At 44.8% G+C, this 25,389-nt stretch carries 28 protein-coding genes; 16 read left to right on the top strand and 12 right to left on the bottom strand.

The genetic code is table 11. From position 1 onward, the window contains the following. Positions 1-16: 16 nt before the first annotated feature. On the bottom strand, positions 17-259 hold the full coding sequence (gene zapB / locus VTH8203_RS05450; RefSeq protein ID WP_006075487.1) for a cell division protein ZapB: 243 nt from the start codon (positions 257-259) through the stop codon (positions 17-19). 341 nt (positions 260-600) lie between these two features. On the opposite strand from zapB, the gene glpX reads away from it, so the two are divergent. From glpX to VTH8203_RS05435, 3 genes are all read left to right on the top strand, one after another. Continuing rightward, positions 601-1,608: a class II fructose-bisphosphatase gene (gene glpX, locus VTH8203_RS05445; protein WP_096992753.1), complete on the top strand. Its 1,008-nt coding sequence runs from the start codon at positions 601-603 to the stop codon at positions 1,606-1,608. A 149-nt stretch (positions 1,609-1,757) separates the two neighbouring features. Then, the gene (locus tag VTH8203_RS05440; protein ID WP_096992752.1) at positions 1,758-2,378 is read left to right on the top strand and encodes a helix-turn-helix transcriptional regulator; all 621 of its coding nucleotides are present in this window, start codon (positions 1,758-1,760) and stop codon (positions 2,376-2,378) included. 124 nt (positions 2,379-2,502) lie between these two features. Further along, positions 2,503-2,832 (top strand): DUF3135 domain-containing protein, encoded by a 330-nt coding sequence (locus VTH8203_RS05435; RefSeq protein WP_096992751.1) that lies wholly within the window; start codon positions 2,503-2,505, stop codon positions 2,830-2,832. Positions 2,833-2,838: 6 nt separating this feature from the next. Here the strand turns inward: VTH8203_RS05435 and VTH8203_RS05430 are convergent, their stop codons facing one another. Both VTH8203_RS05430 and VTH8203_RS05425 read right to left on the bottom strand, forming a co-directional pair. Then, the gene (locus VTH8203_RS05430; RefSeq protein ID WP_096992750.1) at positions 2,839-3,264 is read right to left on the bottom strand and encodes a DUF805 domain-containing protein; all 426 of its coding nucleotides are present in this window, start codon (positions 3,262-3,264) and stop codon (positions 2,839-2,841) included. Positions 3,265-3,278: 14 nt separating this feature from the next. After that, complete coding sequence (locus VTH8203_RS05425; RefSeq protein WP_096992749.1) at positions 3,279-3,626, bottom strand: 5-carboxymethyl-2-hydroxymuconate Delta-isomerase; 348 nt, start codon at positions 3,624-3,626, stop codon at positions 3,279-3,281. Positions 3,627-3,879: 253 nt separating this feature from the next. Here VTH8203_RS05425 and tpiA point away from each other — a divergent pair, with 253 nt between their 5' ends. Further along, a complete protein-coding gene (tpiA, locus tag VTH8203_RS05420) occupies positions 3,880-4,653 on the top strand; it encodes a triose-phosphate isomerase (protein ID WP_096992748.1) in 774 nt (257 codons plus the stop codon). A gap of 121 nt (positions 4,654-4,774) precedes the next feature. Here the strand turns inward: tpiA and pfkA are convergent, their stop codons facing one another. The 3 genes from pfkA to VTH8203_RS05405 all read right to left on the bottom strand — a co-directional run bounded on the left by pfkA (position 4,775) and on the right by VTH8203_RS05405 (position 7,650). Then, on the bottom strand, positions 4,775-5,737 hold the full coding sequence (gene pfkA, locus VTH8203_RS05415; RefSeq protein ID WP_096992747.1) for a 6-phosphofructokinase: 963 nt from the start codon (positions 5,735-5,737) through the stop codon (positions 4,775-4,777). Positions 5,738-6,019: 282 nt separating this feature from the next. Continuing rightward, the gene (gene fieF / locus VTH8203_RS05410; RefSeq protein WP_096992794.1) at positions 6,020-6,931 is read right to left on the bottom strand and encodes a CDF family cation-efflux transporter FieF; all 912 of its coding nucleotides are present in this window, start codon (positions 6,929-6,931) and stop codon (positions 6,020-6,022) included. Between the two features lie 200 nt (positions 6,932-7,131). Further along, entirely contained in the window at positions 7,132-7,650 is a 519-nt protein-coding gene (locus VTH8203_RS05405) for a CpxP family protein (RefSeq protein WP_096992746.1), read from the bottom strand. Between the two features lie 171 nt (positions 7,651-7,821). Here VTH8203_RS05405 and VTH8203_RS05400 point away from each other — a divergent pair, with 171 nt between their 5' ends. From VTH8203_RS05400 to trmL, 4 genes are all read left to right on the top strand, one after another. Continuing rightward, positions 7,822-8,505, top strand: coding sequence for a response regulator (locus VTH8203_RS05400; protein WP_096992745.1), 684 nt, complete (start codon positions 7,822-7,824; stop codon positions 8,503-8,505). Between the two features lie 2 nt (positions 8,506-8,507). Then, on the top strand, positions 8,508-9,893 hold the full coding sequence (gene cpxA / locus VTH8203_RS05395) for an envelope stress sensor histidine kinase CpxA (RefSeq protein ID WP_096992744.1): 1,386 nt from the start codon (positions 8,508-8,510) through the stop codon (positions 9,891-9,893). A 99-nt stretch (positions 9,894-9,992) separates the two neighbouring features. After that, the gene (locus VTH8203_RS05390; RefSeq protein ID WP_096992743.1) at positions 9,993-11,117 is read left to right on the top strand and encodes a M14 family metallopeptidase; all 1,125 of its coding nucleotides are present in this window, start codon (positions 9,993-9,995) and stop codon (positions 11,115-11,117) included. A 220-nt stretch (positions 11,118-11,337) separates the two neighbouring features. After that, on the top strand, positions 11,338-11,814 hold the full coding sequence (gene trmL / locus VTH8203_RS05385) for a tRNA (uridine(34)/cytosine(34)/5-carboxymethylaminomethyluridine(34)-2'-O)-methyltransferase TrmL (protein ID WP_096992742.1): 477 nt from the start codon (positions 11,338-11,340) through the stop codon (positions 11,812-11,814). Between the two features lie 80 nt (positions 11,815-11,894). Here the strand turns inward: trmL and rpmG are convergent, their stop codons facing one another. The 3 genes from rpmG to radC all read right to left on the bottom strand — a co-directional run bounded on the left by rpmG (position 11,895) and on the right by radC (position 13,286). Then, a complete protein-coding gene (gene rpmG / locus VTH8203_RS05380; protein WP_002535344.1) occupies positions 11,895-12,062 on the bottom strand; it encodes a 50S ribosomal protein L33 in 168 nt (55 codons plus the stop codon). A gap of 13 nt (positions 12,063-12,075) precedes the next feature. Beyond that, positions 12,076-12,312 (bottom strand): 50S ribosomal protein L28, encoded by a 237-nt coding sequence (gene rpmB, locus VTH8203_RS05375; RefSeq protein WP_004728407.1) that lies wholly within the window; start codon positions 12,310-12,312, stop codon positions 12,076-12,078. 299 nt (positions 12,313-12,611) lie between these two features. After that, a complete protein-coding gene (gene radC / locus VTH8203_RS05370; protein ID WP_096992741.1) occupies positions 12,612-13,286 on the bottom strand; it encodes a RadC family protein in 675 nt (224 codons plus the stop codon). A 210-nt stretch (positions 13,287-13,496) separates the two neighbouring features. On the opposite strand from radC, the gene coaBC reads away from it, so the two are divergent. The 4 genes from coaBC (at position 13,497) to lpxM (ending at position 17,433) form a co-directional block, all read left to right on the top strand. Continuing rightward, on the top strand, positions 13,497-14,699 hold the full coding sequence (gene coaBC / locus VTH8203_RS05365) for a bifunctional phosphopantothenoylcysteine decarboxylase/phosphopantothenate--cysteine ligase CoaBC (RefSeq protein ID WP_096992740.1): 1,203 nt from the start codon (positions 13,497-13,499) through the stop codon (positions 14,697-14,699). 227 nt (positions 14,700-14,926) lie between these two features. After that, positions 14,927-15,517 carry a nucleoid occlusion factor SlmA gene (slmA, locus tag VTH8203_RS05360; protein WP_096992739.1) on the top strand — a complete coding sequence of 197 codons (591 nt, stop codon included), beginning with the start codon at positions 14,927-14,929 and terminating at the stop codon, positions 15,515-15,517. A 5-nt stretch (positions 15,518-15,522) separates the two neighbouring features. Further along, entirely contained in the window at positions 15,523-16,464 is a 942-nt protein-coding gene (gene lpxL / locus VTH8203_RS05355) for an LpxL/LpxP family Kdo(2)-lipid IV(A) lauroyl/palmitoleoyl acyltransferase (RefSeq protein WP_096992738.1), read from the top strand. A gap of 12 nt (positions 16,465-16,476) precedes the next feature. Next, positions 16,477-17,433 (top strand): lauroyl-Kdo(2)-lipid IV(A) myristoyltransferase, encoded by a 957-nt coding sequence (lpxM, locus tag VTH8203_RS05350; RefSeq protein WP_096992737.1) that lies wholly within the window; start codon positions 16,477-16,479, stop codon positions 17,431-17,433. A 71-nt stretch (positions 17,434-17,504) separates the two neighbouring features. Here the strand turns inward: lpxM and mutM are convergent, their stop codons facing one another. From mutM to VTH8203_RS05335, 3 genes are read right to left on the bottom strand one after another with little or no spacing between them, the layout of a single operon-like run. Beyond that, positions 17,505-18,314 (bottom strand): bifunctional DNA-formamidopyrimidine glycosylase/DNA-(apurinic or apyrimidinic site) lyase, encoded by an 810-nt coding sequence (gene mutM, locus VTH8203_RS05345; RefSeq protein WP_096992736.1) that lies wholly within the window; start codon positions 18,312-18,314, stop codon positions 17,505-17,507. Between the two features lie 12 nt (positions 18,315-18,326). Further along, positions 18,327-18,827 carry a hypothetical protein gene (locus tag VTH8203_RS05340; protein ID WP_096992735.1) on the bottom strand — a complete coding sequence of 167 codons (501 nt, stop codon included), beginning with the start codon at positions 18,825-18,827 and terminating at the stop codon, positions 18,327-18,329. A gap of 4 nt (positions 18,828-18,831) precedes the next feature. Next, the gene (locus VTH8203_RS05335) at positions 18,832-19,335 is read right to left on the bottom strand and encodes an FxsA family protein (RefSeq protein ID WP_096992734.1); all 504 of its coding nucleotides are present in this window, start codon (positions 19,333-19,335) and stop codon (positions 18,832-18,834) included. A 352-nt stretch (positions 19,336-19,687) separates the two neighbouring features. Here VTH8203_RS05335 and aspA point away from each other — a divergent pair, with 352 nt between their 5' ends. From aspA to VTH8203_RS05315, 4 genes are all read left to right on the top strand, one after another. After that, positions 19,688-21,139: an aspartate ammonia-lyase gene (gene aspA / locus VTH8203_RS05330; RefSeq protein WP_096992733.1), complete on the top strand. Its 1,452-nt coding sequence runs from the start codon at positions 19,688-19,690 to the stop codon at positions 21,137-21,139. Between the two features lie 147 nt (positions 21,140-21,286). Then, on the top strand, positions 21,287-22,597 hold the full coding sequence (locus tag VTH8203_RS05325; protein WP_096992732.1) for an anaerobic C4-dicarboxylate transporter: 1,311 nt from the start codon (positions 21,287-21,289) through the stop codon (positions 22,595-22,597). Between the two features lie 137 nt (positions 22,598-22,734). Then, entirely contained in the window at positions 22,735-24,549 is a 1,815-nt protein-coding gene (locus tag VTH8203_RS05320; RefSeq protein ID WP_096992731.1) for a protein-disulfide reductase DsbD, read from the top strand. Positions 24,550-24,658: 109 nt separating this feature from the next. Next, positions 24,659-25,294 carry a response regulator transcription factor gene (locus tag VTH8203_RS05315; RefSeq protein WP_096992730.1) on the top strand — a complete coding sequence of 212 codons (636 nt, stop codon included), beginning with the start codon at positions 24,659-24,661 and terminating at the stop codon, positions 25,292-25,294. Positions 25,295-25,389: the final 95 nt, after the last annotated feature.

Here is a 25,389-nt window from a genome sequence, read left to right as displayed (position 1 = left end):
ACGTTTGACGAATGAATTACTCTACTTCGTCCATTTTACCAAGCAGGTTACGAATACGCTCTTGCCATTGGCCGTGCTCACGTTGCATTTGCTCAGTCTTTTGAACCAATTCTTCACGGCTATTACGTAGCTCTTCCGCTTGATTTGCTAGTTGCACTTTTTCTTCTTTCAGTTCTTCAACTTCCATTTGAAGAAGCGCGATTGTGTCAACTGCAGTTTGAATTTTTGCTTCTAGTTGTTCCAGTACTTCAAAAGACATCTCGGCCTACCCTTAATTTAATTCTGTGACATGAAAAGACTTCATACTCTATATTGTCCCATTCTACTCAGCATAGAGAAGATAGACACGCCCTATATTGCAGATTTTTCACCATTCGGTCAAAAAAGCATCGCAAAATGACATAAGCTTTACCTAAAGCTTGTCAAAGCTAACCTGCTATCACCCTACTCTGACCTTTTGTCTTGCATTTTCTTAATGAGTCATCATCACTTAGCGACAAGATAGCGGCCAAATCCACAAAAAAGCAAACGTTTCCTTTGGGATGTGCTAGAATTCGCGCCAGAAATCCTTTTGTCATTTTTCATTTAATTGGAGTCAGTATGAAGCGCGATTTAGCGATGGCTTTTTCACGAGTTACCGAAGGTGCCGCCTTAGCAGGTTATAAATGGCTTGGACGTGGCGATAAAAATGCTGCGGATGGTGCCGCAGTTGAAGTCATGCGCAGCCTACTGAACAAAACCGATATCGAAGGTGAAATTGTTATTGGTGAAGGTGAAATTGATGATGCGCCTATGCTATATATCGGTGAACAAGTCGGTCTTGGTGGTGATGCCGTCGATATCGCGGTAGATCCTATCGAAGGTACGCGTATGACAGCAATGGGCCAGTCAAATGCACTTGCTGTTCTAGCCGCTGGTGAAAAAGGCAGCTTCTTGAAAGCACCTGATATGTACATGGAGAAGCTGGTGGTCGGCCCTGGAGCAAAAGGGGTTATCGATCTCAATAAGCCACTGTCAGATAATCTTACTAACATTGCCGCAGCGCTAGGTAAGCCTCTTGATACGCTTGTCGTTACTACGCTCGCGAAACCGCGCCATGATGATGTCATCGCAAAGATGCAAGCCATGGGCGTACGTGTATTTGCAGTGCCCGATGGTGATGTCGCAGCCTCTATTCTCACTTGTATGCCAGATAGTGAAGTAGACGTTATGTATTGTATTGGCGGCGCACCTGAAGGAGTGGTTTCTGCCGCTGTGATTCGCGCCTTAGATGGTGATATGCATGGCCGACTACTGCCACGTCACGAAGTAAAAGGCGACAACGAAGAAAATCGCAAAGCGGGTGAGCTTGAACTTGAACGCTGTGCGCAAATGGGCGTTGAGGCGAACGTTGTTCTTCGCATGGAAGATATGGCTCGCAGTGATAATGTCATTTTCTCGGCAACCGGTATTACTAAAGGTGATCTGTTAGAGGGCATTGCTCGCCAAGGCAACATTGCAACGACTGAAACACTGCTTATTCGTGGTCGTTGCCGTACGATCCGCCGTATCAAATCGACGCACTATTTAGAGCGTAAAGATCCAGAGATCCGCGATATCATCTTGTAATCGCCATCATTGGAACAAAGCGCTGGCTATGGCCAGCGTTTTTTTCATCTATGGTGACGATAGTAAATAATTTGCTTTATTAACCTTATTCGCCATAATACCTCAACTATCATTACCCTTAGGCTGATTTAACAGAAACGGACGCACTGATGAAAGCCACTGACCAGATCATTGACATCATTAAACGAGAAGGCGCAGTCACTGCTAAACAGATCGCTTTACGTTTAAGCATCACCACGATGGGTGCTAGACAACACTTACAGGGACTGGAAGAAGAAGGGTTTCTGCGTTTTGAAGATGTCAAAGTCAAAGTAGGTCGTCCTAATCGTCATTGGTCACTCACCGCAAAAGGACATGCTCAATTTTCAGACCGCCACAGCGATTTAACGGTTCAGTTTATTGATGCGATTGAGCAAGTGTTTGGTTCTGAAGGCCTGAATAAAATATCAAAAGAGCGTGAAGTGAATACGCTCGCAACCTATCGACCTCATTTTGATAGCCTGCCTGACCTACAAAGCAAAGTGAAGAAGCTCACTGAGTTACGTGACCAAGACGGCTACATGGCAGAGTATCAAGCAACGGAAGATGGTTTTCTGTTAATTGAAAACCATTGCCCAATTTGCAAAGCGGCACAGCGCTGCGAGACCCTGTGTCAGTCTGAGCTCAATGTCTTTCAAGCTTTGGTTGGCAGCGATATTTCAGTTCGACGAGATGAGCACATCGTGCAAGGTGCTCGTCGCTGCGTATACACCTTTAATAACAAAGTCTAAGCTTACAAGTGCGACCGGAAGGTTCTCGTCTTACCGTTGAGACTGCTGGAAGTTTTATTGTGTCTTTTCTCATTAACTCCTACGCTATCTATATGCATGGAGATTATTTTAGCGAGGAAAGCACATGGACCCCTCTATTCGTTTACCTTCATTCGATGAACTCGTCGCTATGGCCAAACATAACCCAGAGCAACTCAGTCAATTACGTCATGATTTAACTGAGCAGTTTATCGCATCTTGTTCTACCGACATGCAGCCTAGATTGCACGCCCAGCAAAGTCACATTGAACGGATTCTACAGCATGCTAAGAACCCCATTCATGCCAACATTTTGCTGCGCCAGGAACTGCATCGTCAAATTATCAAATTCTCTCAAGCGCTGAACGGCAACGCGCCCAGTGTAGAAAACGGCGCTGAAATCGTCCCTTTTTCTAAATCTGACGATTGGCGTTAAATGAACTTACTGCGGTTCTTGCCCATATTGGTTTTGACCTTGGGTGCCTTTCATAAAGCCGCATTCAATTAATATCCAAAGACCACAAGCGAGTGAAGCAAACGAGATCACACTCTGAGCCATTGAAGGTTGTACCGCCGTTGCTGGGTCCAATGTGGGTAAACTCATACGTCCAAAAACCAGTGGAATGTTGAGCAGCAGCCACCAACTCGATCTATTGCGGTCATGCCAACGCTTCGCCGTAATCGCTAAGTCTGGGATCAAAAGGATGAGTAAAAAGATTGGCACTAGAATGTTCACCCACTGTGGGGCCAGCTCAACCATACCTTTCAAAAAGAAAATAATAGCTAGGTAATAAAAAACATTCCAAATCCAAAATATTTTACGCCCAACACGACCTTCAAACGAAAACAGTAACGATTTAAACGACATCACATAATCTCTTTTTAATTGGTAATTTTTTGAAAGCAGCTTTTATCCATATCTCGGACATTGACCGTTAAGCTTTTGATATGTCCCGCCTGCTCTCGAAGCACTTCCATCAACTTTCTCGAAAGTTCTCTTTTCTGCTCCTCAGTGCGACCAGACAAAAGTTCAAAACTAATATGTAGAAAATCCTCACTGTCTCCGGACTCGCCAATCAACCAGTTGTGGCTGCGCAACGAACGTGATTTCACAGAATCTTTCTCGAATAACCCACAGTTTAGCGTGACTCGATGTAAGTCTTCCAGTAACCCCTGAACATTCAGTCTTTCATCCGCAGTATTTGAGTACTCTAGTACAAGGTTCGGCATGCTACGTCCCTATTTTTAACCATCAAGCGACAAGGTATAACAAGCTATAAGGAAAATTCCGAGAAGTATTCTATTATTCTGTTTACTGGATCACTCTGGTGAGATTCTGGTTTTGTTTACTAGAATAAAACGTCAAAGCGATAAAGAAATGACTCCAGTCATGATCTACTTGAGTTAATCTGTTATATTCTTTCGTAATCACGTTTATTTTTTACATTCGTTTTTTACAAACACTGATTTTGGAGAAAATCTCATGCGTCAACCTGTAGTTATGGGTAACTGGAAACTCAACGGTAGCAAAGCAATGGTAACTGAGCTGCTAACTGGCCTAAACGCTGAACTTGAAGGTGTAACTGGTGTAGACGTGGCGGTAGCTCCACCTGCACTGTACATCGACCTAGCAGAGCGTCTAATCGCTGAAGGCGGTAACAAGATCATTCTTGGCGCTCAAAACACAGACCTAAACAACAGCGGTGCATTCACTGGCGACATGTCTCCAGAGATGCTTAAAGATTTTGGTGCTTCTCACATCATCATCGGTCACTCAGAGCGTCGTGAATACCACAACGAATCTGATGAGTTCATCGCTAAGAAATTCGCATTCCTAAAAGAAAATGGCCTAACGCCAGTTTTCTGTATCGGTGAATCTGAAGCGCAAAACGAAGCAGGCGAAACTGAAGCAGTTTGTGCACGTCAAATCAACGCAGTAATCGACGCATACGGTGTTGAAGCGCTAAACGGCGCTATCATCGCATACGAGCCAATCTGGGCTATCGGTACTGGTAAAGCAGCAACAGCAGAAGATGCACAACGCATTCACGCTTCTATCCGTGCTTTAATTGCAGCAAAAGACGAAGCAGTTGCTGAGCAAGTTATCATCCAATACGGTGGTTCTGTTAAGCCAGAGAACGCTGAAGCATACTTCTCACAACCAGACATCGATGGTGCTCTAGTTGGTGGTGCATCTCTAGATGCTAAGAGCTTCGCAGCCATCGCTAAAGCAGCGGCAACAGCAAAAGCTAAGTAATCGCTTATCGCATTACTGGAAAACAGGCTCATCGAGCCTGTTTTTTTATGCTTTCATTTTATTAAGGCGTAAAAAAACCGCGACTTAAGCCGCGGTTTGTTATCTTTTGAATCAATGTCGATTAGAACAACTCTTCAGCAACTTTGAATAGGTCATCACGAACTGGACGCTTCATATTTTCGATCGCATCAATGATGTCATGGTGTACTAGTTGCTCTTTCTGAATACCAACACAACGACCACCGTGACCTTCCATTAGAAGATGCACTGCGTAGTTACCCATGCGAGACGCAAGGACGCGGTCAAACGCTGTTGGACGACCACCACGCTGGATATGACCTAGAACAGTTGCACGAGTTTCACGACCAGTTGCAGTTTCGATCTCTTTGGCAAGCTCAGTCGCATCCATCATAAGCTCAGTGAGTGCGATAATCGCGTGCTTCTTACCTTTCGCAATTCCATCTTGGATATTGCTAATAAGTTGCTCTTTGTTTAGGCCAGTTTCTGGAGTGATCATGTATTCACAACCACCAGCAATCGCTGACATAAGCGTTAGGTCACCACAGTGACGGCCCATGATTTCAACGATAGAGATACGTTGGTGAGATGAAGACGTGTCACGTAGACGGTCAATCGCATCAATAACTGTATTAAGCGCAGTTAGATAACCGATTGTGTAGTCAGTACCTGCGATATCGTTATCAATAGTGCCTGGCAGACCAATACATGGGTAGCCCATCTCAGTCAGTTTCTTCGCACCCATGTACGAACCGTCGCCACCGATAACGACTAGTGCATCGATACCGTGTTTCTTAAGGTTTTCAATCGCTTTCTCACGAACTTCTACTTCTTTAAATTCAGGGAAGCGTGCTGAACCTAAGAACGTACCACCACGGTTAATCACATCAGATACGCTAGAGCGATCTAGCTTTTTGATGCGGTCTTCATAAAGACCTAGGTAACCGTCATACACGCCATATACTTCTAAATCCGCTGACAAAGCCGTACGAACTACACCACGTACCGCAGCATTCATACCTGGTGCATCACCACCACTTGTCAAAACACCGATTTTCTTAATCATGCTCACCCTCGATTTGGCAATCTAATTTCAATTTTGAGTACGCCGCTTATTGCTTGCGCAACGCACAGAATTCTTGTTATCGCTACGATGATTCGATGCGTTCCCCACAACAACATCGACGTAACTTTATTACTTATGTAAGAGTATTACAGTTTATAAGAACTATTGTGTTGATTCACATCAGAATCGCACTTTTTATCATGAGCCTTGATAATAGACAATCCATTTTGAACTTGCCATTTTCATTCGCCATGCCGCTTACTAGCCCATTTTGTTAGTTAACTACCAGCCCTGCTCTTTCTGCTGTTTTTCTTCAGTTAACACCACCGAATACGGATCTTGATGAATGATCACATCGGCGCCAGGAAAGGCCTGCTTCAATTTAGATTCAGCACGGTCTGCGATTTTATGAGCCTCTATCAAACGCAAATCATCATCAAGTTCAAGATGTAACTGAATAAAACGGACCGGACCAGACATTCGCGTTCGAAGTTGATGAATACCAATCACGCCTTCAACGGCCGTACTTATCTCACGAATTTTAGTTAACTCTTCTTCTGGCAACTGTCGGTCTAACAAAGACTGAATAGCACCGTAAGCCATTTTTACGGCGCTTACTAAAATAAAGATCCCAATGCCAACAGCAAAGAAAGCATCGGCTTGGTTGATGCCATACCAACTTAAGCCTAATGCCACCATAATAGCCGCATTCATATACAGGTCAGTTTGATAGTGTAAAGAGTCTGCGGCAATGGCTTGGCTACCTGTTTGTTTCACCACATACTTTTGAAACACAACCAACCCAGAAGTCGCGAGGAAGGCAAACAAGCTGACAAAAATACCTAACTCTGGCGAGTTAAGTTCTTGTGGTCGGAAAAAGCGATCAACACCATTGAGAATAAGGAAACATGCCGAGCCGGAAATAAACATGGCTTGAGCCAGTGCAGCTAGAGATTCCGCCTTACCGTGACCAAAAGTATGTTCTTTATCGGCAGGCTGCAAAGAGTAGCGTAAAACCAGTAAGTTGATCACTGAGGCGGCAATATCGATGACCGAGTCTATCAACGATGCCAACAAGCTCACTGAACCGGTTACCCACCAAGCCAGCACCTTCACAATAAACAGTAAGCTCGCAATGGTTGTTGCAGTCCAAGCAGCAACGGTGACAAGCCTTGCATATTTGTTCTGGGTGATACTCACTTTGGCACCTTGAGGTCATTTCAAAACATAACCGCAAGTATACCGATAAATCCTCACAAAAATAGAAAAACTATTGGGTCGGCTTTACCGACAACATTATCCAGATGGCCGTCGCCTAGAGTGAAATATACAAAAAACTCCATGCATTAAAAAGGCATGGAGCTTTCACTATTGTCTAGAAGGGACTGCTCGTACTAGTTAGCGTGTTTTGCTGCACGAGATTCCATTTTAGAGAAACATCTTTCCATACGCTCTTTTTGAAGCTCTTTGAACTTCACTTTCTGCTCTGGCGTTAGGATGTTTAACATCTCATGCTGTCTTTCTAGCATTTGTACACGGCGTTCGGTTTGCTGCTGTACCATTTCTGATGCAAGTGCATTAGCAGCATCGGCATCAAAACTATCGGCAAGCACTAAATCTTGCATCTTTTGTTGGCGAGCTTGCATTTCCGCTTGCTTAGTTGCAAAGTCACCAGAGAACTTCGCATGCATCGCGTCTCTGTTGGCTTGACGCAGTTCTTTCATTTGATCTTTCTGAGCATCGGTCAAATCGAGTTCACGGAACATGCGTTTACCATCAAAGCCACCACACATACCCTCGCCACCTTTACCATGGTGGCCACCTTTACCGCCGCCGTATGCCAAGGCGCTTGCTGAGCCAAGCACTAATGGAAGAACCGTTGCAGCGATAACCAGTTTCTTTGACATTTTCATAATCTTTACCCTTATGTGATTCATACCATGGCTGCCTCTGCAGCGCTTGAGTATAGAATAGGGCCTGGTGAGTAAAGTAACGTACAGTGAGCGTAAAGAATCGTAAAGATCGCTTTTTCTAATATTTAACGCTTTATTATTACAGGGCATAGAACAATACAGAGGTAGTTTATGGCACACATACTTATCATTGATGACGACACAGAGCTAACCAGTCTACTCAAAGATATACTCAGCTTTGAAGGGTTTGAGACGTCTGAAGCGAATGATGGCATCGCAGGTTTAGAGGCAATGCATAACGATATCGATCTGGTATTAATGGATGTCATGATGCCGCGACTCAATGGTATGGACACGCTCAAAAAACTACGTGAAAAGTGGGAAACCCCCGTTCTGATGCTCACGGCTAAAGGTGAAGAAATTGATCGTGTTATCGGCCTTGAATTGGGTGCAGATGACTATCTTCCAAAACCTTTTAGCGATAGAGAATTACTTGCTCGTATTAAAGCCATTCTTCGCCGTACTCAAAGTAAACCAGAAACAGCCTCTTCTGACTGTGTAGCGTTTGAAGACATTCAAGTGTTCCCAGGGAAACAAGAAGCTCACTGCCAAAGCCAGTTGTTGGATTTAACGACGACAGAGTTTGCCCTTTTGCACTATTTTGTTCAAAAGCCTGGAGAGGCGTTAACCAAAGAATCCTTAAGTCTTGATGTTCTTGGCAAACGGTTATCGGCTTTTGATCGCGCGGTGGATATGCACGTCTCCAATTTACGTAAGAAGTTGCCAAAAAAACCAGATGGAAAACCACGCATCAAAACCCTGCGTGGACGTGGCTACTTACTGGTTAAGGAGTAACAATGAAATTGCCCAAGATAACCAGCCTTTACGGCCGTATCTTTGCCATTTTCTGGTTGACGATGCTCTTGGTCTTGATCGCAGTGCTTGCACTGCCGCACCTTGACCCACGCGTTACTAAAGAGATTTCAGGAGAGCCACTCGAGCAACTGCTGTCGCTAAGAGATAAAGTAGAAAAACGTTTCGCAGGGCAAAGTAATCTTGGGCGCATTATCTATCAACTTGATAAGCCAGAGTCTAGACATAAAGGAAACCACAAACAGCGTGCCCCAAGTGTGTTTATTGTCGATCAAGAAGGCAATATTCTCAGCACGCAGAAAAACCCTGATTTTAAGACCAAAGTGTTAAAGAACTTCATTACGTCTGTCGATTCTTTTGATACCCCTATGCAGAAACTCTATGGGCGTTACATGCTGGCTGGCCCCGTTCCCATTAAATTGGCAAATCAAGAGCTATACCTTTATATCGGATTGCGCTGGACCGAGCCGCCACCTTTTTTACTGCGTATGTTTGATAAACCCTTTCAGCTGTTATTTGCCGTGATGGCGGTCAGTACACCTTTACTGTTATGGCTGGCCTGGGCATTAAGCCAACCAGCAAGAAGGTTGGAGCTAGCGGCTAAGCGAGTCGCCAATGGCGAATTCAAACAAGATCCTGAGCTAGAAAAAGGCATGTCCGAGTTCAAACAAGCCGGCAGCAGTTTTAATCAGATGGTGATGGCTGTCAATCAGATGATCTCTGGGCAACAGCGTCTATTGTCCGATATTTCTCACGAACTTCGCTCCCCTCTCACTCGCCTGAGGATGGCGACCGCATTAGCAACACGCAAACAGGGCGAGAGCCAAGAACTATTGCGAATTGATACTGAGGCCCAGCGGTTGGAGCAAATGATTGGTGAACTGTTGGAACTATCACGCATGAACACCGACAGCCATGTGACTCGCGAATCTCAACCTGCGAGTAGCTTATGGGAAGAGATCTTTAGTGATGCTAAATTTGAAGCCGAGCAATTAGGCAAAACACTGCGATTTTCTGAGATCCCGGATGTCTCTATTTCTGGCAATCCTAAATTGCTGATGAGTGCCATTGAAAATATTGTGAGAAATGCCATTCGTTACGGTAAAACGGCCATTAATATTACTTTGTCGACTGATAAAGATACGTTACGCATTGTCGTAGAAGATGATGGTCCTGGTGTGCCTGACGATGAACTACAAGATATTTTCCGTCCGTTCTACCGAGTGTCAAAAGCGCGCGATCGCGATTCTGGTGGTACCGGCTTGGGGCTGGCGATTACTCAGAGCGCCATTTTGCAGCATAGCGGTCAGATAGAGGCATCTAGAAGTCGATTGGGCGGTTTGAAGATGCATGTTGAGTTACCGTTATAAAATCGGCACGAATCTGACATTGTATTTATACTCAAATAGCCATGGTATGTGGTAGCCTCGAGGTCTTGCTCAATACACCGAATAAAGAGAACTAAGCCGATGAAAATCTTCAGCAACTTTGAAAGTGGCAATATCCAAGTCGTTAAAGCCGACGACAACAATGATATCCAACTTAAAATCGTCAACGACAATCAGTCAGAGTTTTATCAGTGGTTTCACTTTCGCTTAGAGTCGACGCCTGAACTAGCACATACCATTAAAATTATTGATTTAGCTAAATCGGCCTACCCTGAAGGCTGGAAGGGTTACGATATTGTTGCCTCTTATGACCGTGAGGAGTGGTTCCGAATTCCTTGCGAGTTCGATGGGGACACATTGAGCTGCACGGTTCTTCCAGAGAGAGGTTCAATGTATTTCGCTTACTTTGCACCTTATAGTTACGATCGCCATCTCGACTTACTGCATATGGCTCAAAATGAACATCACTGCACGCTTGAAACCCTAGGCCACACTCTCGATGGTAACGATATGTCGTTGCTAACGTTTGGTGAGCCTGAAGAAGGTAAAAAGAACATTTGGGTGATTGCACGCCAGCATCCAGGCGAGTCTATGGCAGAATGGTTTATTGAAGGCATGATTCAACGCCTTGTTGACGACACTGATACTGCCGCTCAAGCCCTGCTCGAACAAGCCGTTGTTTATGTCGTCCCAAATATGAATCCTGATGGCAGCATTCGCGGCCACCTCAGAACGAACACTATAGGCGTGAACCTTAATCGTGAATGGCAAACGCCTTCAATGGAGAAAAGTCCTGAAGTTTACTTAGTACGCGAACGTATGCTGAAAACTGGCGTGGACATGTTCCTTGATATCCACGGCGACGAAGCAATTCCATACAACTTTGCTGCGGGTTCTGAAGGTATACCATCTTATGATGAACGCTTGGCATCACTAGAGTCGGCGTTCAAGCAAGCACTACTGACTATCACACCTGAGTTCCAAGATGACTATGGCTACGATAAGGATGAACCGGGCAAAGCTAACCTAACGGTTGGCTCTAATTGGGTTGCAGAGCAATTTAAGTGCCTGTCTTACACCATTGAAATGCCATTTAAGGATAACAACAACTATCCTGATCCTTTCTACGGTTGGTCACCAGAGCGAAGCATTATGTTTGGTCGCGATATGTTGGCGGCGACATTAGCAGTGACTGAAAAACTGTAATCAGGGAACGAGCATCTTTTGGCTCGCTCGTCATTCTACTTGCTGTGTGCATGTGTAGGCAGGAATTTTCTTAAGGTCGAGTGATCGCTTTAGGGAGATCCCTGCATACGCAAGGATGACGTTATACTTCGGGATGATGTCATTATTGTAATTAGTCGCCTCACGTTCTCATCACTTCAGGTATACTCACTCCATGATTTGATTTGAGTCGACATCCACTATGTTTGATATTGCCCTTTACGAGCCTGAAATTGCGCCAAACACCGGAAACATCATCCGACTTTGTGCTAACTGCGGCGCAAACTTACACTTAATTGAACCGCTTGGTTTTGATTTAGAAGAGAAGAAAGTGCGTCGTGCCGGTCTTGACTACCACGACCTAGCGCGCGTGAAACGTCATAAAGACTACGCTGCTTTTATCGCTTACCTCAAACAGCATAATCCTGACTACCGCTTATTTGCCTGCACCACAAAAACAACAGGACATCATACCGACGCTCAGTATCAGCACGGTGATGTACTCTTATTTGGACCGGAGACTCGCGGACTCCCAGCAGAAGTAATTGAAAGCTTACCTATGGAGCAACGAATTCGTATTCCAATGATGCCGGACGCTCGTAGTTTGAATTTATCTAACGCCGTAGCAATCATCGCTTATGAAGCATGGCGTCAACTCGGCTTTGAAGGCGCGCTCTAAGCGCTTTTGTGATGCTTTAGATAATAAAAAACCCAGCACTAAGCTGGGTTTTCAATACTTAACAAGTAGAAACTTATCAATTACTTGATTTTAGCTTCTTTGTACATAACGTGTTGGCGAACAACTGGATCAAACTTTTTGATCTCAAATTTGCCTGGCATGTTACGCTTGTTCTTGTCAGTTGTGTAGAAGTGACCAGTACCTGCAGAAGATACTAGGCGAATTTTCTCACGAATGCCTTTAGCCATTGCTTAATTCCTCTTATACGTTCTCGCCACGAGCGCGGATATCAACAAGAACAGCATCGATGCCTTTCTTATCAATAATACGCATACCCTTAGCGGTTAGACGTAGTTTAACAAAGCGTTTTTCGCTTTCTACCCAGAAACGATGAGTTTGTAGGTTCGGCAGAAAACGACGCTTGGTAGCATTTCGTGCGTGTGAACGGTTGTTACCCGTTACAGGACGCTTACCAGTTACTTGGCATACTCGGGACATGAATGTCTTCTCCAAATCGTTTCAGCTCGATATCAACCTTGGTGGCCGAACCTCAATTATAAGAGGCCATAACCATTATGGAATACCCATACAAGGCTATCAAAGGTCGCGCATTATACTAACTTGACATGCATTGCTCAAGACCCGAACAGATCCTTTTTTAAGGATTTGCTGATCTTTTTCACTTTGAGCTGATGTTGGTTGATAATTTAGTGCGCGAATCATAGCAGAAAATCACCAAAACAAAAGCTCTGTATCACAGTTATTGCAATAAAATGTACTTTCCTCTATTTAAGCCATTAAATCCAGCCTCTTTCGGCAAAAGAGACCACTTCGCCATCCCCCACGACAAAATGATCTAAAACTCGAATATCAACCAGACCAAGTGCATCGGTTAACCGTCTGGTAATCCGTCTATCCGCTTGGCTTGGCTCAGCCACACCTGAAGGGTGGTTGTGAGACAAGATAATCGCCGCCGCATTATGATACAGGGCTCGCTTTACCACTTCCCGTGGGTAAACCGATGCCGCATCTATGGTCCCTTCAAACATAATTTCACCAGCAATAACACGATTTTGGTTATCTAAGAACAAAACATAGAAGGCCTCTCTATGCCGATCTCGCAAAACGCTCATTAAATAATGTTTGGTTTGTTCTGGACTATTTAGGCTGTCTCCTCGCTGTATGGTCTCACTTAAGTAACGCTGACTCATTTCCAATACAGCTTGTAATTGAACATATTTTGCCAGACCTAACCCCTTTCGCTGACAAAACACCTCCCGATTAGCCGTAAACAACGCTCTCAGTGAGCCGAAATCTGACAACAAGGCATCAGCCAACTGCAGTACATTCATCCCCTTTGTGCCGGTGCGCAAAAAGATAGCCAGCAACTCAGCATCACTAAGCGCATGACTTCCTCTATTGAGTAGCTTCTCTCGCGGCAATGATTCACTGGGTAAGTGTTTTAGAACCATAATGGAAATTTGAGTTAGACCTTGGGTCTTTGCTTTATTACTTAATTTGCGAGAAATAGACAGATGACAGCATAGAAGCTGCGAATCAGTACGTATTGCTATGTAACTATGCGGTTTATCAAAAAGTACTTTAGACAGTAAGCCCCTTGAAAGTGGCGGGACATCAACGCATTTGGTATCTTAGCCGCAGAAAAATTTAAGGAGCTGGTTATGCGAACATTAGCTGGAAAGAAAATACTCTTAGGCATTAGCGGTGGCATCGCAGCCTATAAATGTGCGGAGCTGACTCGACGACTCATTGAGCGTGGAGCACAGGTTCAGGTCGTCATGACGAAAGCGGCTAAAGAGTTCATTACTCCCCTCACCATGCAAGCGGTTTCCGGCAGACCAGTTTCCGACAGTTTACTCGACCCTGCTGCAGAAGCGTCAATGGGACATATTGAATTAGCCAAATGGGCGGATCTGGTTCTTTTAGCGCCGGCGACAGCCGACCTCATTGCAAGAATGTCGGCAGGTATGGGTAATGACTTACTGTCTACACTCGTTCTCGCCACGGATGCCCCGGTTGCAGTTTCACCGGCAATGAACCAACAAATGTACCTCAACGTAGCCACTCAAGAAAATATCGCCACCCTCTCTCGCCGAAACATGATGATTTGGGGGCCAGCGGCTGGGGAGCAAGCCTGCGGTGATGTTGGCCCAGGTCGTATGCTTGAACCTATGCAATTAGTCGAGAAATGTGAGCAGTTTTTTGGCCCTAAGTTGCTGGCAGGAAAATCCGTCGTCATTACCGCAGGACCGACCCGCGAAGCCATCGATCCTGTCCGTTATATTTCTAACCACAGTTCAGGAAAAATGGGCTTCGCTTTAGCTCAAGCAGCACAGCAACTCGGTGCTGACGTAACACTGATTTCAGGCCCTGTGACACTCCCAACACCTAATGGGGTAAAACGTATTAACGTTGTCAGCGCGGAAGAAATGCATCAAGCTGCCTTAGCAAATGCCACGTGTCATGATATCTTCATTGGCTGCGCCGCTGTGGCCGATTATCGTCCGCTTGATATTGCTACGCAAAAAATAAAGAAAACCGCAGATAAAGACGATATGCAAATCACTATGGTGAAGAACCCTGACATCATTGCCTCGGTAGCATCATTGTTAGAATCTCGTCCCTTTACTGTCGGCTTTGCCGCAGAGACTCAAGATGTCGAGGCGTACGCTTTAGACAAACTACAACGTAAGAATCTGGATATGATTTGTGCAAATGATGTGTCTATTGCAGGTCAGGGCTTTAACAGTGACTCAAATGCGATTACCGTATATTGGCAAGGCGGTAGCAAGTCATTAGGCAATGCAATGAAAACTGAGTTAAGTCATGCCATTTGGGAAACTATCTCAGAACAAATCGCCTAAATCTAATGACAAATAGTGGCACACGTCAGTCATGCCACGCTTAAGCACACTACTTATCACAGAGTGCCTTTCCGTTAATGCACTTCCCAAAACAGAGATTGTTACACAGTTCAACCATTTACCACGTTGAACTGTGTAGTTATAAGTCGCTTAGGTACACTAACAGATCTACTTATGGGCGATAACATGCTGAAATTGGCATGCAGTAATCAAAAGGAAAAGGATTTATGTCCGCTACGAAAAAGTCGAATAGAAAAGAGGAAATCCTTCAAGCTCTTGCTCAAATGCTTGAGTCTAACGAAGGAACATCTCGCATCACCACCGCAAAACTTGCCAAGCAAGTTGGGGTGTCTGAAGCAGCGCTCTATCGTCATTTTCCCAGCAAAGCCCGTATGTTTGAAGGGCTTATCGAGTTTATCGAAGAATCTTTAATGTCTCGCATTAACCGTATTCTTGATGAAGAAAAAGACACGCTGACACGCATCCGTCTAGTGCTTCAATTAATTCTTGTCTTTTCTGAGCGCAACCCAGGATTAAGTCGCATTCTTTCTGGTCATGCTCTAATGTTTGAGAATGAACGATTACGCGAACGAATTAATCAGCTTTATGAAAGAATTGAGACATCTTTACGTCAAATTCTTCGTGAGCGCAAGATTCGCGAAGGCAAGAGCTTCCCTGTTGATGAAAAGATCTTAGCTGCACAATTGCTCGGACAAGTTGAGGGAAGCCTAAACCGTTTTGTTCGTTCTGACTTTAAATACACGCCAACGTCCACCTTTGATGAATATTGGGCGTTGCTAAAACTACAATTGCAGTAAACCGAATGAAAATAGATAAAAAGCCAGACTTTACCGTATCGTTACTTCATCCTAAATACTGGGGGGTATGGTTCGGGTTTGGTCTGCTCGCGCTCATTGTGAATTTACTTCCTTATTCTCTACTCTTCAAACTAGGACGAGGTTTGGGCAAGTTTGGGATGCGATTTGGCGGTAAGCGCGCTCAAATAGCAAGACGCAACTTAGAACTCGCCTTTCCAGAGAAAACCCCATCAGAGCTTGATGCTTTTATTGAAGAAAACTTCAAGAACTCAGGGATGGCTTTAATTGAAACGGGTATCACTTGGTTTTGGCCAACGTGGCGCTTTAAGCGTATTTTGGTTGCTCAAGATATCAGCGCGCTAGAAAGACACGAAGCCGAAGGTAAAGGGGTGCTGTTGTGCTGCGTCCATGCGTTAAACCTCGAGATTACCGCTCGAGCTTTCGCTGTGCTAGGACTTCCTGGTTATGGGGCTTATCGACCTCATAGCAACCCTGCCTACGAGTTTATTCAATATAGAGGGCGAACTCGTAACGGCAACAAGCTGATCTACCGCACCGACCTAAAATCAATGATCCGCGTCATGCGTCAAGGTCACCGCTTGTTCTACCTTCCAGACCAAGACTATGGGCACAATAAGAGCGTTTTTGTCCCTTTCTTTGCCGTCAACGAAACCTGTACAACAACTGGTACCAGTATTTTGGCTTATACCAGTAAATGCGCTATCGTACCTGGTTCTGGATTTAGGAATGACAATGGTCAGTATGAAATCATAGCGAACCAATCTATTGAAGATGAATATCCTCAAAAGGATGAAGTAGCCGCTGCGGCACTAATGAATCGATATGTAGAGCAAATTATCCTAAGAGCACCTGAACAATGGCTGTGGATGCATAAACGATTTAAGTCAGTGCCAGATGAGACTCAAACTAACTCACGCTATCTTTAACTGCGAAGCCTTATGAGTAATCAAGAAAATATAGACAAAAACCTCTATAACCCAACATTCCAATGGGCGTTTTTACACCCAAAACATTGGGGAACGTGGCTCGGTATTCTGTTTGCCGTTTTATTGGCTTTTGTACCTGCTAAACCACGCGATAAATTCGCTCGTTATATCTCGGGTATTATCGTTGGCAAGAATGGCCGTGTTGTAAGACGCACTCGCCTTAATCTACAAAAGTGTTTTCCAGAAAAGTCTGAGCAAGAAATACAACATATTGTCGAAGAGACCTTCGCTAAAGCAGGTCAATACTTGTTGGGCTATTCAGAGTTTTTGATTCGTTCCACTAAACACAATCAAAAACGTGGCATCATGATCGGTGAAGAAAATCTGATGCCACTGCTCGATGCCGGCGAAAATGTGATCATCTTGGCACCACACGCATGGGCGGTAGATTACCCAGCGGTAATGCTCGCAGCACAAGGCTATAAAGTAGCAACGATCATGAAACCACAAAACAACCCCATTGGTGACTGGCTGATGCATGTGCAGCGTATACAATATGGTGGTCGTATCTTCGCTCGTAGTGCCGGTGTAAAACCCTTCGTGCGCTCGATTAAAGATGGTTATATCGGATATTGGCTCCCTGATGAGGATCACGGTCCGCAGAACTCAGTATTTGTGCCTTTCTTTGCCACCGAAAAAGCCACGTTAAAAGGTTTTGGCAAAATGTCGCGATTATCACGAGCGAAAGTCGTCCCAGTGCTGCCAGCCTATAACGATAAAACCAGCAAATATGAGGTGCATATTTTGCCCGCTATTGACAACTTCCCGACGGGCGATGAAGAGCAAGATGCACGAGCGATGAATAAAGCGATTGAAGATTTGCTACGAGATAGACCCGAACAATATATGTGGAACTTATACCTGCTAGAAACCCAGCGTGATGGTGTTCGTATCTACGACAATATCTAGTTCGTAAAGCCTTACCCAAAAAGAAACGCTTGCCAAGGCAAGCGCTTCTTTTTTGATAACGAGACACCTTATCACTGTTGGCAATGGGAACAAAAGAACGTATTTCTTTGTCCGATTTTCATTTGCTCTATCGGCTCTGTGCATTGTTGACACGGTTGATTCGCACGCCCGTATACTTGTAACTCTTGAGCAAAGTAACCAGGTTTACCATCCGATTGCGAAAAGTCTTTTAACGTCGTGCCACCTTGTGCAATCGCCTGCGCTAATACTCGCTTTATTTCTGCAACCAGCCGCTGCCACTGAGTTAACGTGACTTTATAAGCGGGTGTTGTTGGGTGAATTCCAGCACTGAACAATGACTCACACGCGTAGATATTGCCGACTCCCACAACATTCGCATTATTCATAATGAAGGTTTTTACCGCCACACGTTTGTTCTTTGCTCGTTCTAACATCCAATCGGCACAAAACTCTTCTGTTAGTGGCTCTGGACCACAATTTGCCAACAGCTCGTGGGACGCTCCAGGAGGGCACCAAAGCCAAGCACCAAAACGGCGTGGGTCGTTGTAACGCATCACTTTGCCGTTACTCAACACTAGGTCAACATGGTCATGTTTGTCTGCAGGTGGTGGGTTTTCAAGAACGCGTAAGCTACCAGACATTCCCAAGTGAACGATCGCCGTTCCTGCTTCCGTCTCAATCAATAAATACTTTGCTCGACGACGAATGGAAGTGATCGCTTGTCCGTGTAACTGATGAATTTCTTCCGGGATCAACCAGCGCAGTTGTCGCTGGCGCACGACAATTTCTTTGATGGTCTCATCTAATAAGTGTGGGCTGATCCCAAGACGAGACACTTCTACTTCGGGTAACTCTGGCATAAGAGCTCTTTGTTAGTTGTCTTCGGTAGGTATTAGACTACTGGCTTCAAAACTGACTGCAACCCAATTTTCATCGTAAGTATTCAAAAGCCAGAACTTTTTCAGTGAGTAGGCGGTGATACGTTGAGGCTCTTCTTTCTCTTGATACCATACCTCTACCGTCATTGGGCTTTCCAATGCAGGTTGCAGTTTGGCGTAGGTCGCTTCATCCACAGGCGTTCCATGAATCTGTTGCCAGCGTTGAATAACGTTGGCCGCTTCTGGTGTCCATTTTTCTGGGATGGCATGCCAAGTGTCGTCATCAAAATAAAATTGAATGCCCGCATAGTTAATTTCAATAGGCTGCGCATTCGGGTCTAACACATAACCGGTTAATGTCTTAGGGGCTACCTTTTGCTCAAGAAGGTACTGCTTAATGAGGTTCGGCGCCGCCATCAACAACATAAATACCGAGATAGCGATGATTAATACGTTATTCCAGCGGCGCTTGGTCAGCTTAACTCGTTTAAACATCGTGTTAATTTAATTTGTTGCGGTCATCGTCATCCTTACGTTCATATTCACCTTCGAAAGTATGTCCATCTTGGTGTTTATCGAAAGGATTTTGCTGAAAAGGGTCATGCCCTTGAAAGCCGCCTTGGTGGAATCCACCACCAGACATCGTTTTAACGACCATTTTACTCATTAAGTATTTGGCAATCGCCGCTCGTGGAGCCGGCAACAGCACTAACATGCCCAAGGCATCAGTCATAAAACCAGGAGTGAGTAGTAGCACACCTGCGACGGCCAACATCACACCCTCGACAATTTGCTGCGCTGGCATTTCACCTTGTTGAAGTCGTGTTTGCACCGACATTAGTGTTTGTAAACCTTGGCTTCTTACCAGAGAAGCCCCCACAAAAGCGGTTAGTAAAACTAACCCGATTGTTGGCCAGAGTCCTAAGAAACCACCCACTTGAATAAACAACCCAATTTCGATAATCGGCACAAAAATAAACAGTAATAATAATATCGGAAACACAACGTCCTCCTTGGTTTGATGTCAGTTTACGCTGACCTAGAACCAAACCACAAATAAAAAGCGCGTTTTCGTCAATCCAAACCACAAATTTAGCTTTACAAAGCGTAAATGAGCGCCTTCTATCCATGAATTTTTTTGATGGTCATCGCATCTCCGGCTCGTTACGCAACCTTGTGCAAACTTTAGGTGAAAAAGGTGATCTGGCTACTATTTTTGTGTGCTACTTTAAGTAATATGTACTCTATAAGTCAGGACGTAATAACTAGCCAATTATTCTGGCGAATGGATTCTTAAAACAGATTTGGCAAATATACTGTAATCAACGCAGAACAATAATCTAAGGATCCATAATATGGCTACAACCACACACGCTAACCCTGTAGCAAATCAAGCCACTCGTATTGAAGAAGATCTATTAGGTCAACGTCATGTCCCGGCGGATGCTTACTACGGCATTCACACGCTACGCGCTATCGAAAACTTTAATATCTCCAACGTCACCATTTCTGATGTGCCAGACTTTGTTCGTGGTATGGTAATGACCAAAAAAGCGGCAGCATTAGCTAACAGGGAGCTTGGTGTCATTCCAAAAGATATTGCTCATTTCATTATTCAAGCCTGTGACGTGATTTTAGAAACTGGCAAATGCATGGATCAGTTCCCATCGGATGTTTTCCAAGGTGGTGCTGGTACGTCTGTGAACATGAACACTAACGAAGTCATTGCCAATATTGCTCTTGAGTTGATGGGCAAAGAAAAAGGGCAATATGAGTTTATTAACCCGAATGACCATGTAAACAAGAGCCAATCAACTAACTGCGCTTACCCAACTGGTTTCCGCATCGCAGTTTTCAACAGTGTTCGCAAGCTTATTGATGCTATCGAATATCTCAAAGGCGCATTTGAAGACAAGAGCCAAGAGTTCTCTACCATTCTAAAAATGGGTCGTACTCAGCTACAAGACGCCGTGCCAATGACCGTAGGTCAAGAGTTCCATGCATGGGCTGTCACCTTAAACGAAGAAATTCGTAACCTCGATTACACATCGAAGCTATTACTTGAAGTCAACCTAGGTGCGACAGCGATCGGTACTGGTCTGAATGCTGCCGAAGGTTATCAAGAGCTCGCTGTTAAACACCTCACGGAAGTAACTGGACTAGAATGTGTCCCGGCAGAAGATTTAATTGAAGCAACATCAGACTGTGGTGCTTATGTCATGATACACGGTGCTCTAAAGCGCTTGGCGGTAAAACTCTCTAAAATCTGTAATGACCTTCGTTTATTGTCTTCAGGCCCACGTACGGGTTTGAACGAATTGAATCTACCAGAACTTCAAGCTGGTTCATCAATCATGCCAGCAAAAGTGAACCCGGTAGTACCAGAAGTGGTTAACCAAGTATGCTTTAAGGTTCTTGGTAACGACAATACCATCTCTTTTGCAGCGGAAGGTGGACAGCTTCAGCTTAACGTTATGGAACCGGTCATTGCACAGAGCATGTTTGAATCACTCGAGATTCTAAAGAATGCATGTATCAACCTTCGTGATAAATGCGTAGAGGGTATTACGGTAAACAAAGAAATTTGTGAAGGTTACGTCTTTAACTCAATCGGTATTGTGACTTACCTTAACCCATATATTGGTCACCATGAAGGCGACATCGTCGGTAAAATTTGTGCTGAAACCGGTAAGAGTGTTCGTGAAGTGGTCCTTGAAAGAGGTCTACTATCAGAAGAAGAACTTGATGATATATTCTCAGTAGACAATCTAATGAAACCTCAGTATAAAGCGAAACGCTACGAGTAATCTGCTTTTAAGGCTCTCCTTTTGGAGAGCCTTTTTAATTGCCACTAGGCCAAATTAAAAGCTTTTTAAAACTTATATAACACGACACAAATAAATACCTCCAGTTGTTTACACGAATAACCCAAAGGTATAATGCGAGGAATTGCTATGGTTGCTATAGAACTGGCCGTCGTACTGCTGTTTATCTATTTAGGCGCACGTATAGGCGGGATTGGAATTGGTTTAGCGGGTGGTGCGGGTGTTATTTCCCTATCTTTGGTCTTAGGGGTTCCGACACATCAAGCTTACATCCCGGTAGATGTTATCTTAATCATTATGTCGGTCATTACTGCTATCGCTGCAATGCAAGTCGCTGGTGGTCTGGATTGGCTAGTGCAAGTTGCCGAAGACTTTCTCCGTAAACATCCAGAAAGGATTACCTTTTACGCTCCAATTGTCACTTTCTTGATGACACTCATGGCTGGTACTGGCCATACTGCATTTTCCACATTGCCCGTCATTGCTGAAGTTGCCAAAGGACAAGGCGTTCGTCCATCTCGTCCACTGTCTATCGCGGTTGTCGCATCGCAAATTGCTATCACAGCGTCTCCAATCTCAGCAGCGGTTGTCGCGTTTGCTGCTATGCTAGCGCCGATGGGTGTTGATTACCTAACTCTACTTGCGGTTTGTATACCAACTACCTTTATCGCTTGTATGGTAGGGGCATTTGTTGCCAACTTCATGGGCAGCGAGCTCAAAGACGACCCCGTTTATCAAGAGCGCCTTGCTCAGGGTCTAATTAAACTCAACACAGCTCAAAAACGTGAAATTCTGCCAACAGCGAAAAAGGCAACGTACATTTTCCTAGGTGCTATTGCCTTCGTCGTTTGTTATGCCGCGGCTATTTCTAGCTCTGTTGGCCTAATTGAGAATCCGGCACTTGGACGTAACGAAGCGATTATGACAGTGATGCTAGCAGCAGCGACCATCATCACACTGACCACAAAGATCGATGCGTCTAAAATTCCTTCCGCCGCGACTTTCCGTTCAGGTATGACGGCCTGTGTCTGCGTATTGGGTGTCGCATGGTTAGGTTCAACGTTCGTTAACGCACACGTTGACGGCATCAAAGAATTCGCAGGTGCGCTACTTGCTGATTATCCATGGATGCTAGCTCTGGTTCTTTTCTTTGCTTCTATGCTGCTTTACTCACAAGGCGCAACAACGGTTGCACTGATGCCAGCAGCTCTAGCGATCGGTGTTGCTCCACTGACAGCCGTTGCCTCATTTGCTGCAGTGAGTGCGCTATTCGTACTACCGACTTACCCAACGCTTCTAGCCGCAGTAGAAATGGATGATACAGGTTCAACACGAATCGGTAACTTAGTCTTTAACCATCCATTCTTTGTTCCTGGAGTGGTGACTATCGCAACAGCGGTGGCACTAGGTTTCGCCTTCGGCGGTATCTTGATTGGTTAAGCCCCACTCATGAAATCTAAAAAGAGCGGCGTAAATACGCCGCTCTTTTTTTACCCTTCGTGCAACAAAACCACCTATCTTCCTGTCTTAAGTTAAGATACCCTCAACATATTCACGATCGAGTTTACTTGGCTTATATGTTCCGAATTTTGTCTCATTTCGTCCTGCTTTTTACTATCGCCTTCTCTACACCGAGTTGGGCGTTGTTTGGTAATACCAATAATGCGCCAGCTTTCACACCAAGTGCTTCCAATACGTTTGTACCTGTTGACGAGGCCTTCCCAATGAATTTTTACCAACAGGGTAATAAGATCTTCATTGATTGGCAGGTAAAGGATGACTACTACTTATACCAAGATCGTATCTCAATCAGCGGTGAGAATGTGTTGGTTGGTCACATCAACATGCGAGACGGCCAACCTTATCACGATGAGTTCTTTGGTGATGTGAATATCTATACTGAGCCATTACTTATCGACATCCCGTTAAGCCAATATCAAGCAAACGCTAAACTTATCGTCCAGTATCAAGGCTGCGCCAAAGCAGGGTTTTGTTATCCTCCTGAAACACGCATCATCGACATTAAACCCTTCAGCTTTGACGATGCCTCGCTCGATAAAATCAATGCGGTTAACACAAATACCGAGAAAACAGCGCCACCAGCCGCCACACAAACTCGAGACAATGAGCTAACAGATCAGCTCGGGAAAAGTTGGTGGACTCCAGCACTATTTTTACTTTTGGGCATAGGGCTCGCCTTCACACCTTGTGTTCTTCCTATGTATCCCATTCTAACCAGCATCGTCTTAGGTGGTGGTAGACGCAGTCACAAGCAAGCACTTTTACTATCGATGGTTTACGTGCAAGGCATGGCACTGACCTATACCCTTTTAGGGTTGGTGGTGGCGTCAGCTGGAATGCAATTTCAAGCCGCAATGCAGCACCCCTATGTATTGATCGGTCTGAGTGTCTTGTTTGTCGCTTTATCATTATCCATGTTTGGTTTGTATACTCTGCAATTGCCAAGCGGGCTGCAAACGTGGCTCAATAATCTCAGCAATAAACAGCAAGGTGGTAACCTACTTGGTGTTTTTGCAATGGGAGCAATCTCCGGATTAGTGTGCTCTCCTTGTACCACCGCTCCATTATCAGGCGCGTTATTGTACGTTGCCCAAAGCGGAGACTTACTCACTGGCGGTATCGCACTGTATGCTCTAGCACTAGGAATGGGCATCCCACTTATCGCTGCGGCAGTCTTTGGCAATAAGCTACTACCCAAAGCGGGTAGTTGGATGGAACGCGTCAAAGTACTGTTTGGCTTTGTCCTACTCGCCGCGCCAATCTTTCTACTAGAAAGGTTACTACCTGAGTTTTGGAGCAGCGTGCTTTGGTCATTGTTGGGTATTGCGGCCTTTGGTTGGCTGTATCATCAAAAAAATGCTCTACCCTTTGGCGGCTGGAAGCAAAGCTGCGTCGGGATACTTGCTATCTTAGGCTTATTTGCTTCCGCACAACCTATACTCGATCACTGGTTTGGAACCCCTAGCAAGAATATTGGCAGCGAAGTATCCATTCGTTTTATCCAAATCAGTAATGTAGCAGAACTCAACGCAGAGCTCGCTAAAGCTAAGCAAGCAAGAAAGCCAGTCATGCTCGATTTCTATGCTGATTGGTGCGTGGCTTGCAAGGAGTTTGAGAAATATACCTTCCACGATGCTTCGGTCGAGCCCGTGCTGTCTCAATTTGTGTTACTTCAAGCTGATGTCACCAAAAACCAGCCACAAGATATTGAGTTGCTCAAAGCAATGGATGTCCTGGGACTTCCCACCATTGAATTTTGGGATGCCAATGGAAATGCGATTCCTGTCGCTCGCCTGACCGGCTTTGTTGCTGCGGAGGACTTTTTGCAACATCTTCGTAAAAATCAGCTAATTGATACTTTGACCCCATGATTGATAATAAAAATTCGATTCTCATCAGAGTTTTGCCTTGATTCATTTGTTCAAAAAGCCGTCTGAATTAATAATATAAATTAACACTTTCGTAAAAAGTTGAGATGTTATGGAACCCAGCTACACCATCATTATCGCCGATGACCATCCTCTGTTTAGAAATGCACTGTTCCAATCAGTGCACATGGCGATAAGTGGTGCCAATCTACTAGAAGCGGACTCCTTAGATTCGCTACTTGGATTACTGGCTAAGAATGACGAACCTGACTTAATCTTGCTTGACCTTAAAATGCCAGGCGCTAATGGCATGTCCGGGCTCATTCACCTACGTGCCGACTATCCCGATATTCCGGTCGTCGTTATCTCTGCCAGTGAAGAGCCAAGTATCGTGTCTCAAGCCAAAACGCATCGCGCATTTGGCTTTATTCCTAAATCCAGTGACATGCGAGAACTGATTAATGCTTTGAATCAGGTATTGAATGGAGAACCTTACTTCCCTGCCGAGTTATTGATTGATAGTGCTGAGAATAACGATCTTGCGGAAAAGCTGGCGACACTGACTCCACAACAATACAAAGTACTCGGCATGTTGTCTGATGGCTTACTGAACAAGCAAATTGCTTATGATTTAAATGTCTCTGAAGCCACAATCAAAGCACATATGACGGCGATATTCAGAAAGCTTGGTGTGAAGAATCGTACCCAAGCGGTGATTCTATTGCAGCAAATGGAATCTGACAGCTAAGTCATTCAATCCCTTAGCTCTATTCGCCACCTTTCTCTCAGAACCGCTGTCGCGGCGCTAAGAGGGCGCTCGCCATAAACTAAACTCAATAGCAA

This window comes from Vibrio thalassae, assembly GCF_900089835.1.
Lineage (GTDB): Bacteria > Pseudomonadota > Gammaproteobacteria > Enterobacterales > Vibrionaceae > Vibrio > Vibrio thalassae.
The sequence above is the reverse complement of the archived record's forward strand: the minus strand, read 5'-3'. Positions and strand labels throughout refer to the sequence as shown.

What these genes read in the sequence shown, in the direction of transcription:
- zapB (WP_006075487.1), bottom strand. Translation starts at nt 259, where the DNA reads ATGTCTTTTGAAGTACTGGAACAACTAGAAGCAAAAATTCAAACTGCA.
- glpX (WP_096992753.1), top strand. Translation starts at nt 601, where the DNA reads ATGAAGCGCGATTTAGCGATGGCTTTTTCACGAGTTACCGAAGGTGCC.
- VTH8203_RS05440 (WP_096992752.1), top strand. Translation starts at nt 1,758, where the DNA reads ATGAAAGCCACTGACCAGATCATTGACATCATTAAACGAGAAGGCGCA.
- VTH8203_RS05435 (WP_096992751.1), top strand. Translation starts at nt 2,503, where the DNA reads ATGGACCCCTCTATTCGTTTACCTTCATTCGATGAACTCGTCGCTATG.
- VTH8203_RS05430 (WP_096992750.1), bottom strand. Translation starts at nt 3,264, where the DNA reads ATGTCGTTTAAATCGTTACTGTTTTCGTTTGAAGGTCGTGTTGGGCGT.
- VTH8203_RS05425 (WP_096992749.1), bottom strand. Translation starts at nt 3,626, where the DNA reads ATGCCGAACCTTGTACTAGAGTACTCAAATACTGCGGATGAAAGACTG.
- tpiA (WP_096992748.1), top strand. Translation starts at nt 3,880, where the DNA reads ATGCGTCAACCTGTAGTTATGGGTAACTGGAAACTCAACGGTAGCAAA.
- pfkA (WP_096992747.1), bottom strand. Translation starts at nt 5,737, where the DNA reads ATGATTAAGAAAATCGGTGTTTTGACAAGTGGTGGTGATGCACCAGGT.
- VTH8203_RS05405 (WP_096992746.1), bottom strand. Translation starts at nt 7,650, where the DNA reads ATGAAAATGTCAAAGAAACTGGTTATCGCTGCAACGGTTCTTCCATTA.
- VTH8203_RS05400 (WP_096992745.1), top strand. Translation starts at nt 7,822, where the DNA reads ATGGCACACATACTTATCATTGATGACGACACAGAGCTAACCAGTCTA.
- cpxA (WP_096992744.1), top strand. Translation starts at nt 8,508, where the DNA reads ATGAAATTGCCCAAGATAACCAGCCTTTACGGCCGTATCTTTGCCATT.
- VTH8203_RS05390 (WP_096992743.1), top strand. Translation starts at nt 9,993, where the DNA reads ATGAAAATCTTCAGCAACTTTGAAAGTGGCAATATCCAAGTCGTTAAA.
- trmL (WP_096992742.1), top strand. Translation starts at nt 11,338, where the DNA reads ATGTTTGATATTGCCCTTTACGAGCCTGAAATTGCGCCAAACACCGGA.
- rpmG (WP_002535344.1), bottom strand. Translation starts at nt 12,062, where the DNA reads ATGGCTAAAGGCATTCGTGAGAAAATTCGCCTAGTATCTTCTGCAGGT.
- rpmB (WP_004728407.1), bottom strand. Translation starts at nt 12,312, where the DNA reads ATGTCCCGAGTATGCCAAGTAACTGGTAAGCGTCCTGTAACGGGTAAC.
- radC (WP_096992741.1), bottom strand. Translation starts at nt 13,286, where the DNA reads ATGGTTCTAAAACACTTACCCAGTGAATCATTGCCGCGAGAGAAGCTA.
- coaBC (WP_096992740.1), top strand. Translation starts at nt 13,497, where the DNA reads ATGCGAACATTAGCTGGAAAGAAAATACTCTTAGGCATTAGCGGTGGC.
- slmA (WP_096992739.1), top strand. Translation starts at nt 14,927, where the DNA reads ATGTCCGCTACGAAAAAGTCGAATAGAAAAGAGGAAATCCTTCAAGCT.
- lpxL (WP_096992738.1), top strand. Translation starts at nt 15,523, where the DNA reads ATGAAAATAGATAAAAAGCCAGACTTTACCGTATCGTTACTTCATCCT.
- lpxM (WP_096992737.1), top strand. Translation starts at nt 16,477, where the DNA reads ATGAGTAATCAAGAAAATATAGACAAAAACCTCTATAACCCAACATTC.
- mutM (WP_096992736.1), bottom strand. Translation starts at nt 18,314, where the DNA reads ATGCCAGAGTTACCCGAAGTAGAAGTGTCTCGTCTTGGGATCAGCCCA.
- VTH8203_RS05340 (WP_096992735.1), bottom strand. Translation starts at nt 18,827, where the DNA reads ATGTTTAAACGAGTTAAGCTGACCAAGCGCCGCTGGAATAACGTATTA.
- aspA (WP_096992733.1), top strand. Translation starts at nt 19,688, where the DNA reads ATGGCTACAACCACACACGCTAACCCTGTAGCAAATCAAGCCACTCGT.
- VTH8203_RS05325 (WP_096992732.1), top strand. Translation starts at nt 21,287, where the DNA reads ATGGTTGCTATAGAACTGGCCGTCGTACTGCTGTTTATCTATTTAGGC.
- VTH8203_RS05320 (WP_096992731.1), top strand. Translation starts at nt 22,735, where the DNA reads ATGTTCCGAATTTTGTCTCATTTCGTCCTGCTTTTTACTATCGCCTTC.
- VTH8203_RS05315 (WP_096992730.1), top strand. Translation starts at nt 24,659, where the DNA reads ATGGAACCCAGCTACACCATCATTATCGCCGATGACCATCCTCTGTTT.